The organism is Lacihabitans sp. CCS-44, from assembly GCF_024343735.1.
In the GTDB taxonomy this organism is placed as follows: domain Bacteria; phylum Bacteroidota; class Bacteroidia; order Cytophagales; family Spirosomataceae; genus Leadbetterella.
In genome coordinates, this window is record NZ_RJUE01000054.1 from 159436 (window position 1) to 178946 (window position 19511).

The following is a 19511-nucleotide window of genomic DNA, read 5'->3' on the forward strand; positions in this document are numbered from 1 at the left end:
AAAACAATTATTTTAAACAGTAAAAATTTCCAAATGGGAAAAAGGCTATGAAAAATCGTATCATATTTTTTGTCATTATTTTATTCTCAATTCAAACCACTTTTTCTCAAATAAAACAAGGAAGAAATCAGTCCTTTGATGCCAATTGGAAGTTCCAAAAAGGCAAAGGAGTTGATGCGAAAGCCACCGATTTTAATGATACCGATTGGCGAAAATTAGACCTTCCGCACGATTGGAGCATAGAAGATTTGACTGATACCCCAAATGATAGTACCGTGGGGCCTTTCTATAAAAATAATGCAGGAAAAAACGCCACAGCATTTACAGTGGGCGGCACGGCTTGGTATCGCAAAACTTTTACAATGGATAAAAGCACCGCTGGTAAAAAGGTTTTCATCCAGTTTGATGGTGTGTATATGAATGCCGATGTTTGGATAAATGGGCATCATTTGGGCAATCATCCGTATGGCTATACGGCATTTGTGCATGATTTGACGGAGCATCTAAACCCCGCCGGCACGCCAAATGTGGTAGCGGTTGAGGTCAAAAATGAAGGTTATAACTCTCGTTGGTATTCTGGTTCGGGCATTTATCGTCATGTGTGGCTCAATGTAGTAAACCCCAGTCATATTGGTAATTGGGGTGTTCAGATAGTTTCTAAAAACGTTTCTGAGCAAGTTGCTGATATTCATTTTACTACTGAAATTGAAAATAGTGTCGCTAATCTTTCGCTAACGGTGGAGATTTATTCTGCTGATAATAAATTGATTAGTGCCAATGCCGCCGAGGTTTCGGGCAAGGACAAAGTTGAGCAAATGATAAATCTCAAAAGCCCCAAATTATGGGACATAGAAAACCCTTATTTGTATAAAGCTAAAATGATTTTGAAGCAAAATGGAAAACTTATTGATGAGCAAACGCAAAGTTTCGGTGTACGAAGTATTCATTTTGATGCCAAAACTGGCTTTACTTTAAACGGGAAAAATATCAAACTCAAAGGCGGCTGTATTCATCATGACAATGGCCCTTTGGGAGCTGCTGCTATAGACCGAGCCGAAGAAAGGAAGATAGAATTACTCAAAAAAAATGGATATAATGCTGTCAGGTTTGCCCATAATCCATTTTCGGCGGCACTTTTAGATGCTTGTGATCGCCTCGGAATGTTGGTAATGGATGAGGCTTTTGATATGTGGAACACCAACAAAACGCCTGACGACTATGCCGATTATTTCAAAGACTGGTGGCAAAAAGATTTGACTTCTATCATTCAAAAAGACTTTAATCATCCATCCATAATTATGTGGAGTATCGGCAACGAAATTCCCGAAATCATTGACAGCACTGGGCATAAAACATCAAAAATATTAGCTGATTTTGTTCGAAATTTGGACGATTCAAGGCCCGTTATCAATGCTATTCCGTTTCATTTGCCTTTAATAGCTCGGAAAAAATGGGACGTTACCGACCCCGCTTTTGCAAGTTTAGATGTGGGCGGTTATAATTACGCTACGCAATATTATGAAGGTGACCACAAGAAATTCCCCGAAAGAATTATGGTGGCTACCGAGTATTTTCCACCAAAAGCACTCGAAAACTGGAATTATGTAGAGAAAAATCCATACGTGATTGGAATGTTTAGTTGGTCGGCCATTGATTATTTGGGCGAAGCCGGGCTGGGTTTATCAAGATTGAAAAACAAAACCGATAAAGTTGGCGGATTTCAGGATACTTTCATGGCACCAGAATGGCCAATTTTCAATGCCTACACAGGCGAATTAGATTTAATTGGTAATAAAAAAGCCTCATCCTATTATTTGGATGTAGTTTGGCGAAACACCCCAATCGAAATGATGGTTCATCGCCCAATTCCGGCAGGCAAAAAAGAGCTTACTGGCTTTTATGATTTTCCAGATGAAATGAAAAGCTGGACTTGGCCGGGACATGAAAATGACACGCTTCAAGTGAGGGTTTTTACGAGAAGTTCAGTTGTTAAATTGGAACTGAATGGTAAAATTATTGCTGAACAAAAACTGGAGAAAGGATCCATCATTGCCAAATTTAATGTCCCTTATACGGCAGGTAAATTGGTCGCTCGAAGCTTTGAAGGCGAAAAAGAAATTGCCTCAGAAACACTCACCACCGCAGGAAAACCTTTTGCCGTTCGCTTAAAATCAGATAGAACAACCATCAAAGCCAGCAAAAATGATTTGGCTTATATAGCTGTTGAAATTGTAGATTCGGAAGGAAACATTGTACCTAATATTGATGATAAATTGATAAAATATCAAATAACTGGAAATGGCATTTTGGTAGGTGCAGGAAATGGAAATCCAAGAGATATGAGCAGTTTTAAGAAACCTGAGAAAAATGTATTTCAAGGTCGAGGCTTAGTTATAATTCAACCAAATGGAAAAGCTGGAAATATTAGCATAAAGGCAACTTCAACTGATTTAAAAGATGGTATATTAATGATAAAAAGCAAATAATCGATGAAAGTAGAAGACAAAATCATAGTGGTCACTGGTGCTGGTAGTGGTATTGGTAGAGAGCTGGCCTTGTTATTATTACAAAAAAATGCCAATATCGTCGGAGTAGATATTCACCTAGACAAGCTAATAGAAACCCGTGAAATGGCCAAGGTAGCAGAGGATAGGTTTTTAGCGGTAAGCTTAGATATCAGCAACAGAGAAAAGGCAGATGCCTTGCCGCTCGAGGTTATTAAGCATTTTGGAGCTGTAGATGGTATTATAAATAATGCCGGTATCATCCAACATTTTATTCCTGTCAATGATTTGTCTTATGAAGAAATCAATCGCGTTTTTAATGTCAACTTCTTTGGTACTTTGTATTTGACAAAAGCTTTTTTGCCGCATTTTTTACAAAGACCAGAAGCACATATTGTGAATATTTCGAGCATGGGTGGTTTTATACCTTTTCCTGGGCAAACCATCTACGGTGCTGCCAAAGCAGCCGTAAAGCTTCTAACAGAAGGCTTGTATGCTGAACTGAAAAATACACAGGTGAAAGTTACAGTGGTGCATCCAGGAGCTATAGCTACCAATATCACCGAAAATTCTGGCCTAGGGAAACCCAAAATGGAAGCCAATGCAAATCAGGCTAAAATGGCACTTTCTCCGATTAAAGCAGCTGAAATAATCGTCAAAGCTATAGAAAATAATAAATATAGGGTAACTGTAGGTAAAGACGCTACCATATTAGATTTGCTCTATCGGCTTAGCCCAAGAATGGCCACCAATTTTATTGGTAAAATGATGAGCAAGATGAAAATGTGATGAAATTAAGAGATTCGTCAATTCTCGGAAAAGACAAATCTCTTAAATCCTGCTACTTCACTACCTCACTCACTAATATAACAGGCGTGACATTGGTGTAATTTGGGAAATCGGCACGTATGGCATCTCGATGAGGTCCTATGGCGGCTTGATAATCGCTAATGTTTTTTAGGTAAAATGTGCCAATCGCCATATAAGGCAATGCTTGGTTTGGAATACCATTGCCAAGGCCTTTTTCAATCGTATATTTAACCAGATTTGAGCCTAAATACCCAGCCACCATAGGCATGTGTTTGGCTTCGTAATAGTCCATATTAAAGGTTTTACCTTCGGCATAAGGATACATGACAGAAACCTTAATTAATCCTTTTTCACCAGTGGCGATGTTGTGACCTTCATGAATTTGCTGGCTATAGGCCGCAAAGCTAGCGGCTAAAAATATAAAAGATATGAATAGCTTTAATTTCATTGTTTGCTCATTTAAATGATACTTTATTCAATTTTAAACTTAATCTTCAAATATTAAATCAGTATTGTTATTTGGAGAACTGATATTATAGGAATTAGTGTCTTTAAGGAAGCCTCTCTCATTTCTTGGCTTCCATTATCTGCTTTACATTCACCAATATCTGCTTTTCAGTTTTTTCTATCATGGGTTTACCGATCAATATCGAGGGTAGGTTCATAGGAAATGGAGCATCAAAAGCCGTAGAAACCGTTACTACCGTGGTGGTAGAGTCTTTGCTCTCAAATTTGTTCACGACCTTTCCGTGGCCCTCCATTGGCGAAATAAACTCCAAGTCTAATGCTATCTCGTTGTCAGACATGGCCGTAATGGTCTGGCTTCCTTCGCCCACATCGGGGTTCGAACTTTTCCAATAAGATTTTGAGCCCACAGTGCCGTCTACACCGCTGATGACAGGCTGCAGATTTGGGTCAGGCTTGGTCCATTCAGAATATTCCTTCTGATTTGCGAATATTTTGAGGTAATCATACACCTCGGCTTTGGGTCTGTTGATGGTTTCAGAAACAGTAACAGTGTAGCTTTTGGGCATGAGGGCAGCGGCAATAAGTGCCACTAAAACCAAGCCGCCAGCTACAAACAAAATAGTTTTTACGATTTTCATAGTATTAAAATATTAAAGGTTAGACTACGAAATTATGAATTTTTCACGAAATCGTTATTGCAGTAAGAGAAATTTCTTTGGAAGGGGGAGGGAGGGGGTATTAAGGCACTAAGGCAACGAGGCAAAAGGCATACGTACATACAACACTGTGGGCCTTTGTTCAAAACCATGTGTTCTCAGTGATAAAAAAAGGCAAGGATGCATAAGTCTAGTGCCTAGTTTTGTTTGCTTCAATATTTTCATTGTTTTTCGATGTTCTAGCCAGTAGGTTGTAGAGATTCGCAATCTGCTACACCCGATCTTAGATGATATATTCCCCAAGGCTTAGGTAAATATATTAAATTACACCTTCTTTCTTCAGAAACATGGCCACTTCCTTAATACTCGAAAAAGCCTCTATGTCGAAGTGTTCTCTTGCCTTGGCTATAATTCTTCGGTTAGTGGTTTTTTGCAATGTTTCTAGTTTGATATCTAGTTTTTGGCATATTTCTTTTTGTGTGATATCGGGTTTGAAGGCTATCAATTCAAGGATTTTTATTTCGTTTGTGTTGAAGCTAAAAGGTTTGTTTAAAGTATCAAGCAGCATTTTTTGATTGTTTTTCAAGGCATTGCTTTCGGCTTTTGTCACAAGCTCCGCCTCATTTCCCACTCTTAAATCCATGGCGTCAAGGTCTTGGTATTCCTTTAGTACCACATAATGATTGAGGTAGGAGGTTACCATGCCTGTTTTTTTGTCTATCTGAAACGGATAAAGTGTTCTTTTCGTCAAGATATATTTTCCGTTGGCATGTAACAAAGGTATCTGAATTACAATCTTTTGACCCATGAATTTTAAACTAAAAGCATCAGAATTGGCCGTTGCAAAAGCCGACTGTGCCGACATATTTAGAGCAGCTAAGTGCCTCGAGTGAATAATGCGGAAATAGTCAAATAAGGCAAAGTTGGCATCAGGATAACCCAGCCATTCTCCGATGCCGTAGGCATGTTCTATTTTTCTTTCGGGAAGATTGAGTACAAAGAAAAACTGCTCATATTTTACCGTTTTTTTGAGGTTTTCTATCTCGGTTTCTTGCGTGGTTTTTTCTACCAAAAAATCATAACTAGCATCGGTGGGGTATCTCTTGTTGAGTTCTTCCAGAGCTATTTGTAGAAAATTTTGTTGTATCATATTTTACAAAATATTTAAGAGTTTTGACGGACTCTCCGCCAAATATACTTAATCACTAAGTCTATATTTGCCGAATAATAAATTTTTTGTTTTTTTATTTAGTGGACAGCAAAGATTAAGTAGTATTGCACAAACCTATACCATTCCTTATGAATTTCTGCCGCTTTTGTGTAACTCAAAAAAATAGAATTGGCGTTTTCCTATTATTATTTCTGCAAACGAGCTTTACTCTATCCGCTCAAAAATACCCTTACAAGCTTTTTACGATCAAAGACGGCCTCTCGGCCATGCAGTGCACTTCTGTTTTTCAAGATAGCCGAGGTTTCTTGTGGATAACTACCAAAAATGGCCTGAATAGGTTTGATGGTAAGACATTTAAAAGATTTTATACTGAGGATGGATTAGAGAATAATACCCGTTTCAGTAAAATCGTTGAGTTGCCTAATGGCGAAATTTGCTTCATGAATGGCAAGTATTTAATGTTTTATGATAATATTTCATTTAAAAAAATAGCTTTGCCTAGGGAAGTAGAAACCTATCAATTCGGTAATGGACTGTATTATAATCATCAAAAAAAACAATTAATTTGTATAACTACAAAAGATAATTCAAGAATCCCAAACAGTGTTTTTACATATAGTCTCACATCAAGAAAATTTACAAGACATACATTTAGGGAAATTTCCAAGGGGTATTCATTCTCTCCAGAATATTTTGATTCTAACACCCAGGTTTACTACGGCAATAGTATCAACACTGAACTTGTTTCTGAGGATGTATACACTTATGATTCAAATAATAATTATAAAAAAATATTAGAAACTTATCCACGGGAATTGGCTTCATTTAATTATTCGGATGATAATCAGATAGTTGCCAAGTATCGAAATGAAGGTGGTACAATAGTATACGATATAAAAGAGGGAGCGACTGAATTTAAAAAATGGCTAGTCTTAGATAAAAATGATAATTTAAATGTAGTCAGTGTATCTAAAAGAGACCAACTTGTGGCCAACAATAACAAGATTTTCTATATTTCTAAAAACTCTCAGGACTTAAATTTACTAAATGAAGGATTTGTAGCTGTGTTAAGCAGTGTCAAATCAAAAGATGAGAAATTGATTTGGATGCCCACTGAGAAAGGTCTTCTGCAATTTACCAACAATGGCATTAGACATTTCGACGAAAAGGATGCAGAATACGTTTGGTCCGTCACCGAGGATGATAAAAATGATATTTGGATGCTGTCTTTTGAGGCACCCCTCAAGGTCTTTAATGGCAAGTCTGTCAGAACTGAAAATGGTCATTTGAAGCTTTTTCCGTTTGTTGGGCGGAATAAAAATATTCATACTGTTTCCGATGCCAATCGGTTTTATTTTTCAGCCGTTAAGGATAAAAGAGGGGGGCTTTGGTTACCCAATTCTAGTAGTCAGATATTGTACAAAAATGGCAATTTCAGTATGCCGAATCTCTACGGGGCATATTATAATTATTACGATGCCGAACATGACTATATTTTTCAAGGAAGTGCATTGGGTATAGGTGTTTACCCAGCCTTTTCTCCCGAAAAAGAGTTTTTCTTGCATGGTGGGAAGGAATTATTGTCCTATCCCAACTACATGTATATCTATAAAGATCGTAAAAAACGCTATTGGTTGGGCGGTTGGGGCGGTATGAACAGATTTGAGACTTTTGCCGATGTTTTCAAGAAAAAATCGAAGGAGTATAGCCAAGCGAAAAAAAATATACCATTTAGAGGATTTATTACCATGTTTGAAGACGTGGATGGTACGCTTTGGACTGGCACTGTTGATGGCTTATATTATTATGTAGAAAGCAGCGATTCTTGGCAGAAAGTCATGTCTAATCAAATTAAAAAATTTGTAACACTTATTGGGCAAGTGTCTGACGATAAGTTGATTGTTGGTGTAGAGGAAGGTCTGATGATACTAGATAGAAAAAAACTGAAGGCCAACCAACCAGCACTTATTAAGCTCTATAATTATCACAATGGTTTCGAAGGTCTTGAGCCCGGTCAAAATGGACTATTTAAAGATTCTAAAGGTAGGCTTTGGATAACGTCGGGCTCTGTTTTGAGTGTAATAGAGCCAGATAAATTGGACTTGGACAACAACGCATTGGTACCATACATAGAAAAGATTAACAAAAAGAACATAAGTTTTTTTCAAAAAGATGCACTGGTTTTGAAAGAAAACGAAATCCATTTGGAGGTAGGGGCGAACGGCTTTAATAGGCCTATGGAGTCGCAATATAGTGTAAAAGTTGATGGTGGCAACTGGAGCAGCTGGCAGAAATCGTCTGAGTATTTTGTTTCGGCCTTGCCCAATGGCATACATCTGATTCAAGTGAGAGCCAAAACGGAGGGCATTTTGGACGAAAACTTGTTGCCAGTTGATTTAAAGGTTGATATTCAGGCACCTTTTTATAAATCGCCCAACTTCGCCTTATATCTTGGAATAGCCTGTGCATTCTTATTTTCATGGTTTTTGTATTCTTTCTTTAAAGGCAGGTATGAAAAACGAAAGTTGGCCGAAAAGGAAAGAACTATAAACTATCTTCAAATACAAACACTACAGGCTCAACTTAATCCTCACTTTTTATTCAACGCATTGAGTTCTTTGCAGCATTTAATACTCAAGAAAGAAACCGCATTGGCCAACAATAGTTTAACCAAACTCGCAAGTTTGATGCGAGGATATTTGGAGTCAAGTGTGGTGGCCAATAATCCGAGGATTCAGAAAAATGAGATAAGCCTCAGGCATAAAATTGAATTGTTACATTCCTATCTAGACTTGGAGAGTATTCAGCACCAAGATAAATTCGATTATCAAATTACATTTTCGGAAGAATTACCACTTGATAGTATCAAATTACCTCCACTTATTATTCAGCCATTTGTAGAAAATGCCATAAAACACGGCTTGGTACACAAAAAGGGCAAGGGGAGTTTACATATAAAGTTTGAATACGCAGAGGAGGTTTTGGTATGTACCATTGACGATGACGGCATAGGAAGAGCGGCTGCTGCCGAAATCAAAAGACGGTCGGAGCATTCCTACAAATCCTACGGTACACACTTGGTCTATGAACGTGTGAAATTGCTGAACGAGTCTGATTATGAGATAAATATCCAAACTATAGATAAACTGCAGGGAACAACTGTAATAATTAAAATTCAACAAAAATATGAAGATTAAAACCATACTAATAGAAGACAATCCGAAGATTCGAGAGTCGTTAGGTATACTTCTAACCACAAACTTTGAAGAAATAGACCTTGTAGGCGAGGCCGAAAGCGTGGAGGAGGGCGAAGAAATAATCCGTAGCCTAGAGCCTGATTTTGTGATATTTGACATTGACATCATCAATGGTACGAGCTTTGATATTTTAACAAACCTCAAAGCCAAAGGCGGTGTGGCCTTCAAGTTTATATTTCTAACTGCACACAGCAACACCGAAAATACGATAAAGGCCATAAAATATTCTGCCAACGATTTTCTAGTGAAACCCCTAGACCAAGCCATGCTCAAGGACTCCGTTTCGGCCATAATAGAAACTGTAAAACAGAAGCAAGACCAAAATCACAAGCTTGACTTGCTGCTGGAATTGTTAGACAACCCCAACAACCTCAACCAGCGAATTGGGGTGCAAACCGCCAAAGGGCAGATTCAAAACGTAATATTAAAAGACGTGATGTATCTCAAGTCTGACGGTATTTTGACAGTCTTTAAATTTACTGACGGCTCTGAGTTGAAAGGCTTTAAAAATATAGGGTTTTATGCTGACAACCTCTGTAGAGATTATGATTTTATACAAATACACCAAGGTATAATAGTAAACCTCAACTACCTCAAAACTTTTACGCCTACCACTAAAAAAATAATACTTAATAATGGCCTTGAGCTGGAGGCTTCAAGGAGTGGCAGCAAGGTTTTGAAAGAATATTTGATGGGCTTTTCGCCCACCAAACTGAAGCTAGGTTTTGTGAAGGATTTACTGGCAAAGTTGAGGATTTAGGGTATTTGTCGATTTTTATTTAATTACTTCTTAATGTATTTTTAAAATGTTTTAAAATCCGGCAGTGCTATTAGCAATATTTTTATAATGCTAAATCCACATTTACCAAATATTATAAAATCCGACCGAATTTTATTTAGCGGTTGACTCTTTTCGTTGGTTTTCTGAAATTTGGATGATTAATTTATCCAAATAAACTATGAAAGAACATTTATCTAACTCTTTTAACATCACCCACTTGGAGGCCTCAGTCAATTATACAATTTTTCACTTCAAAGATGGCCACAGAGAGATACACGCCTACACCCTCAAAAAATACGAAACTGATTTTTCTTCGTCCAAAGCCTTCTCCCGCATCCACCGCCGCTTTTTGGTAAATCGACAGTTTATTGCTTCACACAATGAGAGTGAGGTACTTCTTTCTTGTGGGAAGCGTTTGCCTTTGGCTAGGAGGAGGAGGGTGTGAAGTTAGGGAATATTAAATAAAATAATAATATTTTGATATAAAAACAATAAAATGCTCAAATTCTGTTTGATAATAATTCTTGAGGTCACTGCTTTTTGTTTTCAAATTTCAGTGTACAATTATGAAATCTTTCAAAAAACTGATAAATCTTACGGATATAAAATAAGGAAGGAGTCAAAAGTCTTGATTTACCAAGAAATTGTACCAGGTAGGGACGGCAATATGGGCTTTAAGTCAAAAGTAGATTGTATTAAAATTGCTCAATTAGTACTATTGAAAATGGAGTCAGGAAGGTTTCCTCCAATAGTAACAAAAGAAGATTTAAAAAAACTCAATATAAAATGAAAACAACTTCTTACACTCCCTTGGTTATATTTATGCTAATTAGTTCTTTAGCGTCTAATTTTTTAGTTGCCCAAAATACTGTAGAAAGAAAAGCTAGCTTGGGGATAGAAACGCCTATGGCTTTAGAAAGGTATAATGGTTTCAGTTTCTCAATTGGAGATATGGGGTACATAGGTGGTGGTCAAAAAACTGTTAATGGCCAAGCTGAAGGTTCTGCACTTAATGATTTTTGGGAATACAACATGATTACTAATGAATGGACGAGAAAAGCTGATTTTCCTGGTGAGGGCAAAATTTCTGCAGTAGGATTGACAATAAATAATAAAGGATATGTTGGTGCTGGTGGAACCAAAGAGTTTTGGGAATATAATGCTGAACTTGATAAGTGGACGAGAAAAGCAGATTTCATAGACAAAAGAACTAGTTCGGCTGGTTTTTCGCTGAATGGAAAAGCTTACATAGGAACTGGTTTGGCTGGTGATAATATAGGACCAAGGTTAAGAAAGGATTTCTATGAATACGACCCTTTATTGGATATCTGGACTCAAAAAAGAGATTTTGGTGGTGTTGGTATTGAAAGAGGAATTGGGTTTTCCATTAGTGGGAAGGGTTATATCGGTTTAGGGGCAAATTATCAAACAAGTTCAATATATCAAACGGCTATTTGGGAATATGATCCATTAGGTGATACTTGGGTTCAAAAAGGAAATTACCCAACTTCATCGACTTCTAGATCCTCGGTTGCAACTGTAGGTGATAAAGCTTACATTGGTATGGGGGAGGGATTTGGAGGTAGTTCTGGACACGCAAGTAGTAAAACATTTTATGAATATAATCCCAATATTTCAAATAGTTGGAATTATATTTCTTCCACTCCAATATCTGCAAGGAATGGAGCTTTTATGTTTTCAAATTTAACCAGAGTATTCGTAGGAGGAGGAAGGGATGAATTTAATACATATTATAATTTTTATAAAGCAGATTTATGGGAACTTAACCCCTCCAACTATTCATGGTTGCAGAAATTTTCTCAATACAATTATAGTGTTGCGGATGCAGCAAGTTTTGTATTGAACGAAAAAGCATATGTAGTTTCTGGTAGAAGTGAGTATAAAGGAATAAAAAAAGATACTTGGGAATACAGTCCATCCAATAACAATTGGACTAAAAAAAATGATTTACCAATAGGACGACCAGGGGCAGTTAGTTTTTCTATTAATAATAAAGGATATTTGGGTACAGGTAATTTATCTTATCATAATAACACCAATGATTTTTGGGAATACGATCCAGTTTTAGATACATGGTCACAAAAAGCGAATTTTCCTGGTGCCAAAAGAAATAATGCTTTTGGCTTTAGTAATGGGACAAAAGGTTACGTAGGAGGTGGAAGTCCTTCAAATAATGAGTATATGGGTTTAAATGATTTTTATCAATATGATGCAATCACCAATATATGGACTAAATTAAATAATATTCCGACAGATAGATTTAACGCATTTACTTTTGCTGCCAATAATAAAATTTTTATGGGCGGCGGCAGGAGCTTATTGCCTACAGGATATATGAAGTATTATTCCGATTTCTATCAATATATTCCAGAAACTGATGCTTGGATTGCAAAACAGAATATCCCAATGATTTCTGAATGGAAATACATTTCATTCGGTCTAAACAAAAATGGATATGTGAGCGGGGATTATGTTGGAAATCCTGATGCAAATAATCTTTTCTTTGAATATAATATTGAAAATGATAATTGGAATAATTTTGGGTCCCATAGTAGTCTTTCAAGAGTAAGTTCCTTTTCGTTTGAAGTGAACGGAGTTGGCTATTTTGGTGGCGGATATAATGTTTGGCATTCAACAGAATTAAATGATTTCTGGGCATATAACCCTTGTAAATATGAGGAAATGATTCCACCTCTTACTATTTCCTCTGAAAGGTGCGGGCCAGGTACTGATACTTTAGAAGCACAAAACTGTTATGGAGTGTTTAGGTGGTATCAAAATCTGACTGATGGAAATATTTTCTTGGAGACTTCTAGTAACAAAGTTGAGTTCAAGAATTATGAATCCACCACAAAATTTTATGTTTCTTGTGCTTGCGGATCTTTAGAAACTGCTAGGTCTGAAGTCGAATTTAAAATTAATTCTACACCTTCTGCTCCTTCAAATGTAACCAAAGAAGTGTTTTCAGGTCAATATAGTAATATTGAAATATTAGGATGCGATGATGGATTGGTTTCTTGGTACGAAAATTTAAATGACAGTTACCCTATTTTTGTTGGGAATAAATTCAAAACTCCAGATATATTTAATAATAGAAATTATTACGCTTCATGTACAAAGAACTCTTGTGAAAGCTTGAACAAAGCCACCATAAATTTAAATTTAAAAAATTGCGAATTTTCTGATGTCTTTGAATCTGTCATGCAACCAGAAGGAGAATATGCATTCAAAGATAATCTGAAATCAAAGGCAAATATATACCAACCAATTTCTTACAGGGCTGGGAAAAATATTTTACTTGAACCAGGGTTTGTTGCCGAGAATACAGTTTTTCAAGCTGAAATAAAAGATTGTCCCGAAGTTCAAACGACCTCTCCACCAACTATTCCAACTGATGGACTATTGCTTTATTGTCCTTTTAATGGTAATGCAAACGATGTGAGCGGGAATAGTAATAACGGCATTATACAAGGTAATCCAAACTTTATTTTAAGGGGTAGTCAACAAGCTTTAAACTTTAGTCCCAATTCTGGACAATTCGTTTCCGTTGCTAACAATTCAAGCTTTCAAAATCTCACCTCAATGACATTATCCGCTTGGATAAAACCTTCGTTATTTGATTTGAATTGTTACACCGAGAGAGAGCAATTAATTGGAAAAGGAAAAGATGTGAGCGATAATGCATTTGGATTATCCATCCAAAGAAATATAACTCCGTCATCATGTGGCGAGGCAAGCTCTTTTGATTCTTACAAATTGAATTTTGAATTGGGTTCAAGTACGATTTCATCTCCAATTTATAGTATTGATAATATTTGGAAACATGTATTATGTACCTACGATGGTGTAAATCAAAAAATTTATGTTGATGGAATATTAATGCTACAAGCAACCGTTGGAGCCATTAATACCACTAATAGCATTCCTTTATATTTTAATTATTCAACTTGGGATGGAGGTTACTCAAATACTAATGGGAGGTATGGTGGAGGAATGGACGATATTAGAATATATAATAGAGCTTTGTCAGATTTAGAAGTTACAACAATCTATAACTCAGAAAAATGAAAAGTAAGTTTTTTTCATTGAGTCAAGTTTTTTATAACAAATTGGCGGCTGCCCACCCCCACAAATTTATTATTCGGTAACCCACATAAATCCAAAAAGTAGTATCTTGCAAGTTCACGATACTACTTTTTTATGATTAGAATATTTACATTTATCTACTTACTTTTTGCTACTTTAGGTGCTCATGCCCAGTCACTTGAAATGTATAGACTTTCCAACTCCTCAGGGGTTTATGCGGTTGGTTTTAATCCCGCACTTTTGGCCGATTCCCGAAATGGGGGAATGTTTAACTTAGGGCTTTTTCATGCAAACACCAGCTCTGAGGCTGTGTTCAATGATTTTGTTCCTTCTTCCAAGCTTAATCTCAAGCTCAAAGATGCAAGTTTTAAAACACAAGAGATTAGTCTGCAAGGGCCATCATATATGAAGCAATTTAAGAAAAACTCTGCTTTTGCTATAAGCACCCATTATCGGGCTTTACAGAAGAGAGAGGGTGAATTTGCCGATATTTTCATTCAAAATCCACAAATTGGTAGAAATCAGAGCTTGCTTGGTACATACGAGTCTGTGGGATTAAAAGAATTGGCGTTTTCTTACGCCCATCCTTTGGCTTTCAGTGAGCACTTTGTCAAAGTCGGCACAACTGTAAAACTGGCTTCCCTCTACCACAGTTATGCTCTTGAAAGCACCGATTTGGCCATTGCGAATACCCAATTAAACGGCACAGTTACCGCTCTCATAAACACAAATGCAACAAGTTTCAATTGGCTAGATATGCTCAAAAGCAAAACCATGGGAACAGGATTAGACCTAGGCTTTGTGTATGAATATCGCCCCAAGTATGCCGACCATCAATACTTAATGGACGGAAAGCAACAATATGACCCAACAGTCAATAAATATTTGGCCAGATTCGCCTTTAGTGTCACAGACATTGGAGGTGTAAAGTTTGAGGAGAATTCTCGTATAGGTCTATTTAACCAAACAGCTGTAAATCAAAACAACCTGGCCAAGGGTGTTCCTGTGGCTATACAAGAGCTGAATTTTACGGGTGAAAACATTAATTCATCAGAATACATGCTGCCCACTCGCATAAATTTATTGGCAGAAGTTAGGCTTGGCAAAAAAGGGTGGCACTTGGGTACGGCCTATCGCTCGGCCACTAAACGCACCGGAATGGGTTTTAACACCCAAAGTATCATAGCATTTTACCCAAGAAAAGAAATAAATGGCTTTGAGTTTTCGATGCCCGTCATACTCAATCAAACCACCAAGAAAACGGGCATTGGTTTTCATTTAAAGCTCGGTTCATTTATTTTGGGCACCGAGGCATTGAATTACCTTTTCTCCAAAAACTCACCCAACCCATCTGTTTATGCTGGGTTTAGTTTTTCGGGTAAGCCCAAGAAAATCAAAGACCGCGACAATGATGCCGTTTCTGATGCCAAAGATAAATGTTTGGAAATACCGGGCCTTTGGGCCTTTAAGGGTTGCCCCGATACCGATGCCGACGGTATTGAAGATAAATTAGACAAATGCCCTGAGCATGCAGGTCCTAAAGAAACCAACGGTTGCCCAGATGCTGATGGAGACGGTATTTTTGACAACCAAGATGCCTGTCCAACTGCGGCAGGTGAGGTTAGATTCAATGGCTGCCCTGATACCGACAAAGATGGACTGCCAGATAGCGAGGACGATTGCCCACAAAAAGCGGGTTCGGAAGAGTTTGGTGGTTGTCCGGACACCGATGGCGACGGCCTGATTGACTCCGAAGATGATTGCCCAGAAGTGGCTGGGGCCAAATTGTTTAAGGGTTGCCCAGATACCGACGGCGATGGCATACCTGACAAAGACGATAAGTGTATAAGCGAGAAAGGTAGCTTGGCCAACGGTGGCTGTCCAGATGCTGACGGCGACGGCTTTATTGATAAGATAGATGAATGTCCAACAGAAAAGGGAAGCCTGAATGGCTGCCCTGACACCGACGGCGATGGAATAAAAGATGCGGAGGACGATTGTCCAAAAGACAAAGGTTCGAAAGAAAATAACGGCTGTCCAGACAGTGACGCAGACGGCGTGGTAGATTATTTGGATAAATGCCCAGACCTACCAGGCACAAGGTTGTGGAGTGGATGCGTTTTGGTTTCGAACTTTCAGCCTTTAGACAGCCTTGATGCCGATTTGAATGTATTGCTGGTGGATTTGGTAAACGGCATGATTAAAAAAGAAGTGGATAACGCTAAACTAGAACAGATTAAGGCCAAAGTATCAACCTTGATTAAACCGCTAAAATTGGTGGTAACGGGCAAACTTTCTGCTGAGGTAAGAATGACTTACGGCCTGGCCTTGCAAAACATGGGTGTGGTGCTTGTTGAAAGAGAAAGCGAGAATGCTTCTAGTAGTATTAAATTTGAACAATGATGTTTTTGAAAAATATAATTCTGGTTTTGTTGGTATGTCTAAACCTGGCCTTTGGTCAATCCAAAAAGAGATTACCCAATCCCATAAATACCTCTAGCTCTATTGAATATGCACCATCGGTTACGGCGGACGGCCAAACGCTTATTTATCAGTCAGACCAATATGGGCTTTTTGTAAACAGTGCCAAAAAAGTCCCTCAGATAACAGCCGATGGAAAGAGCAATATAATACTGGATGAGTTTGAAACAAGTTTTTTTGGAGTTTATGAGGTTAAACTACACCCGTCAGGCAGCTGGATGCCACCTAAAAACATAGAACCCATCAATCTATACGCCAACGAAAACAACACACCCGTAATGGGCGGCCCAAGTGTGAGTTATGACGGCAACACCATTTATTTCTTCGCCAACTTTGGCAAAAGTGGCTATGGGAGAGAGGACATATTTGTGTCGGAACGCAAGAAAAATGGGTGGTCTAGGCCAGAGAACATTGGTGCAACCATCAATACCGATAACTACGAAGGTTTTCCGTCTATTTCGCCCGATGGTAAAAAACTATATTTTACCAGAGAGATATTAGGCAAAAAAGTAAACGATAAACAATGTTACCGCATAATGGTAACTGAAAAAGCAAGAAATGGCAAATGGCGAGCACCCTATGAGCTGCCCGCACCCATAAACATGGACTGCGAAAAAGCCCCTCGGATACTTGCGGACGGTAAAACGCTGGTTTTTTCTTCTATCAAAAAAGAGGGGAGAGGCGACTTCGACCTTTACAAAAGTACTATGCTGGCGTCTGGCGGTTGGTCTGAGCCGGTAAATTTGGATTTCATTAATACCAAAAAATCGGATCTTTTTGTGTCCATAAGCCCGTGTGGCGACCTCATGTATTATGTCACCGACGGTGATATTTTTACCACCACCATACCAGAATCTCTCCGGCCCATCAGAAGTGCAACCATACAGGGTTTTGTTTTGGATTCTCTTTCTGGGGAACCTTTGCAGGCCAAAATTGTGGTTAAAAACAAAGAAACTGACCAGATACTTTCGGTTTTGGATAACAACTCGTCAGATGGGAGATATACGGCTATTGTTCCTTTTGGCGAATCCTATACGCTTTCGGTCAATATTCCAGAATATTTCAATAAAGTTACGCCGCTTTTAGGTGAGCAAATTGTTGATTGCAATACCATTCCGATAGATTTTAAGCTTCAAAAGATACCTACCGAAAAAGAAGAAATAGTAAAGCTTGCCCTAAACTCGGACAAGAATCAGGTCTTAATAGACGAGCAAAGGTTAGCCGCCGAAAAACTCAAACTGGAGCAATTGGAATTAGAGAAGTCTCAGAAATTGGCTTTGGAAAAGAGACGATTAGAAGATGAACGTTTGGCTGCCGAAAAACTCAAACTGGAGCAATTGGAATTAGAAAAAGCCCAGAAGTTAGCTTTGGAAAAGAAGCGAATAGAGGATGAACTATTGGCCGCCGAAAAACTCAAACAAGAAGCTTTAGAATTAGAGAAGGCTCAGAAATTGGCTTTGGAAAAGAAACGATTGGAAGACGAACGTTTGGCTGCCGAAAAACTCAAACTGGAGCAATTGGAATTAGAGAAGTCTCAGAAATTGGCTTTAGAAAAGAAACAATTGGAAGACGAACGTTTAGCCGCTGAAAAACTCAAACTGGAGCAATTGGAATTAGAAAAAGCCCAGAAGTTAGCTTTGGAAAAGAAGCGAATAGAGGATGAACGATTGGCCGCCGAAAAACTCAAACAAGAAGCTTTAGAATTAGAGAAGGCTCAGAAATTGGCTTTGGAAAAGAAACGATTGGAAGACGAACGTTTGGCTGCCGAAAAACTCAAACTGGAGCAATTGGAATTAGAGAAGTCTCAGAAATTGGCTTTAGAAAAGAAACAATTGGAAGACGAACGTTTAGCCGCTGAAAAACTCAAACTGGAGCAATTGGAATTAGAAAAAGCCCAGAAGTTAGCTTTGGAAAAGAAGCGAATAGAGGATGAACTATTGGCCGCCGAAAAACTCAAACAAGAAGCTTTAGAATTAGAGAAGGCTCAGAAATTGGCTTTGGAAAAGAAACGATTGGAAGACGAACGTTTGGCTGCCGAAAAACTCAAACTGGAGCAATTGGAATTAGAGAAGTCTCAGAAATTGGCTTTAGAAAAGAAACAATTGGAAGACGAACGTTTAGCCGCTGAAAAACTCAAACTGGAGCAATTGGAATTAGAAAAAGCCCAGAAGTTAGCTTTGGAAAAGAAGCGAATAGAGGATGAACTATTGGCCGCCGAAAAACTCAAACAAGAAGCTTTAGAATTAGAGAAGGCTCAGAAATTGGCTTTGGAAAAGAAACGATTGGAAGACGAACGTTTGGCTGCCGAAAAACTCAAACTGGAGCAATTGGAATTAGAGAAGTCTCAGAAATTGGCTTTAGAAAAGAAACAATTGGAAGACGAACGTTTAGCCGCTGAAAAACTCAAACTGGAGCAATTGGAATTAGAAAAAGCCCAGAAGTTAGCTTTGGAAAAGAAGCGAATAGAGGATGAACTATTGGCCGCCGAAAAACTCAAACAAGAAGCTTTAGAATTAGAGAAGGCTCAGAAATTGGCTTTGGAAAAGAAACGATTGGAAGACGAACGTTTGGCTGCCGAAAAACTCAAACTGGAGCAATTGGAATTAGAGAAGTCTCAGAAATTGGCTTTAGAAAAGAAACAATTGGAAGACGAACGTTTAGCCGCTGAAAAACTCAAACTGGAGCAATTGGAATTAGAAAAAGCCCAGAAGTTAGCTTTGGAAAAGAAGCGAATAGAGGATGAACTATTGGCCGCCGAAAAACTCAAACAAGAAGCTTTAGAATTAGAGAAGGCTCAGAAATTGGCTTTGGAAAAGAAACGATTGGAAGACGAACGTTTGGCTGCCGAAAAACTCAAACTGGAGCAATTGGAATTAGAGAAGTCTCAGAAATTGGCTTTAGAAAAGAAACAATTGGAAGACGAACGTTTAGCCGCTGAAAAACTCAAACTGGAGCAATTGGAATTAGAAAAAGCCCAGAAGTTAGCTTTGGAAAAGAAGCGAATAGAGGATGAACTATTGGCCGCCGAAAAACTCAAACAAGAAGCTTTAGAATTAGAGAAGGCTCAGAAATTGGCTTTGGAAAAGAAACGATTGGAAGACGAACGTTTGGCTGCCGAAAAACTCAAACTGGAGCAATTGGAATTAGAGAAGTCTCAGAAATTGGCTTTAGAAAAGAAACAATTGGAAGACGAACGTTTAGCCGCTGAAAAACTCAAACTGGAGCAATTGGAATTAGAAAAAGCCCAGAAGTTAGCTTTGGAAAAGAAGCGAATAG

Annotated in this window: 12 protein-coding genes; 9 read left to right on the top strand and 3 right to left on the bottom strand. The window is 38.2% G+C overall.

The genetic code is table 11. The features are described from left to right. Positions 1-47 precede the first annotated feature (47 nt). Together EGI26_RS10105 and EGI26_RS10110 are read left to right on the top strand one after the other, a co-directional pair. A complete protein-coding gene (locus EGI26_RS10105; protein ID WP_255078046.1) occupies positions 48-2486 on the top strand; it encodes a glycoside hydrolase family 2 TIM barrel-domain containing protein in 2439 nt (812 codons plus the stop codon). Between the two features lie 3 nt (positions 2487-2489). After that, complete coding sequence (locus EGI26_RS10110; RefSeq protein ID WP_255078047.1) at positions 2490-3293, top strand: SDR family oxidoreductase; 804 nt, start codon at positions 2490-2492, stop codon at positions 3291-3293. Between the two features lie 52 nt (positions 3294-3345). On the opposite strand, the gene EGI26_RS10115 is transcribed toward EGI26_RS10110, so the two are convergent. The 3 genes from EGI26_RS10115 to EGI26_RS10125 all read right to left on the bottom strand — a co-directional run bounded on the left by EGI26_RS10115 (position 3346) and on the right by EGI26_RS10125 (position 5588). After that, positions 3346-3762, bottom strand: a complete 417-nt coding sequence (locus EGI26_RS10115) for an EthD family reductase (protein WP_255078049.1) — start codon at positions 3760-3762, stop codon at positions 3346-3348. Positions 3763-3880: 118 nt separating this feature from the next. Further along, on the bottom strand, positions 3881-4420 hold the full coding sequence (locus EGI26_RS10120) for a hypothetical protein (RefSeq protein WP_255078051.1): 540 nt from the start codon (positions 4418-4420) through the stop codon (positions 3881-3883). Between the two features lie 337 nt (positions 4421-4757). Continuing rightward, a complete protein-coding gene (locus EGI26_RS10125; RefSeq protein WP_255078053.1) occupies positions 4758-5588 on the bottom strand; it encodes a hypothetical protein in 831 nt (276 codons plus the stop codon). A gap of 149 nt (positions 5589-5737) precedes the next feature. On the opposite strand from EGI26_RS10125, the gene EGI26_RS10130 reads away from it, so the two are divergent. The 7 genes from EGI26_RS10130 to EGI26_RS10160 all read left to right on the top strand — a co-directional run. Beyond that, a complete protein-coding gene (locus tag EGI26_RS10130) occupies positions 5738-8806 on the top strand; it encodes a histidine kinase (RefSeq protein WP_255078059.1) in 3069 nt (1022 codons plus the stop codon). Beyond that, positions 8796-9626: a LytTR family DNA-binding domain-containing protein gene (locus tag EGI26_RS10135; RefSeq protein ID WP_255078060.1), complete on the top strand. Its 831-nt coding sequence runs from the start codon at positions 8796-8798 to the stop codon at positions 9624-9626. The genes EGI26_RS10130 and EGI26_RS10135 overlap by 11 nt, the downstream gene beginning before the upstream one ends. 199 nt (positions 9627-9825) lie before the next feature. Further along, entirely contained in the window at positions 9826-10092 is a 267-nt protein-coding gene (locus EGI26_RS10140; RefSeq protein WP_255078061.1) for a LytTR family DNA-binding domain-containing protein, read from the top strand. A gap of 51 nt (positions 10093-10143) precedes the next feature. Continuing rightward, on the top strand, positions 10144-10437 hold the full coding sequence (locus EGI26_RS10145; protein WP_255078062.1) for a DUF4907 domain-containing protein: 294 nt from the start codon (positions 10144-10146) through the stop codon (positions 10435-10437). Further along, positions 10434-13736, top strand: a complete 3303-nt coding sequence (locus EGI26_RS10150) for a LamG-like jellyroll fold domain-containing protein (protein ID WP_255078063.1) — start codon at positions 10434-10436, stop codon at positions 13734-13736. The genes EGI26_RS10145 and EGI26_RS10150 overlap by 4 nt, the downstream gene beginning before the upstream one ends. Before the next feature lie 132 nt (positions 13737-13868). Continuing rightward, positions 13869-16157 carry a DUF5723 family protein gene (locus EGI26_RS10155; protein WP_255078064.1) on the top strand — a complete coding sequence of 763 codons (2289 nt, stop codon included), beginning with the start codon at positions 13869-13871 and terminating at the stop codon, positions 16155-16157. Next, a partial coding sequence (locus EGI26_RS10160) for a hypothetical protein (RefSeq protein WP_255078065.1) occupies positions 16154-19511 on the top strand: 3358 nt, incomplete at its 3' end. The genes EGI26_RS10155 and EGI26_RS10160, both read left to right, overlap by 4 nt.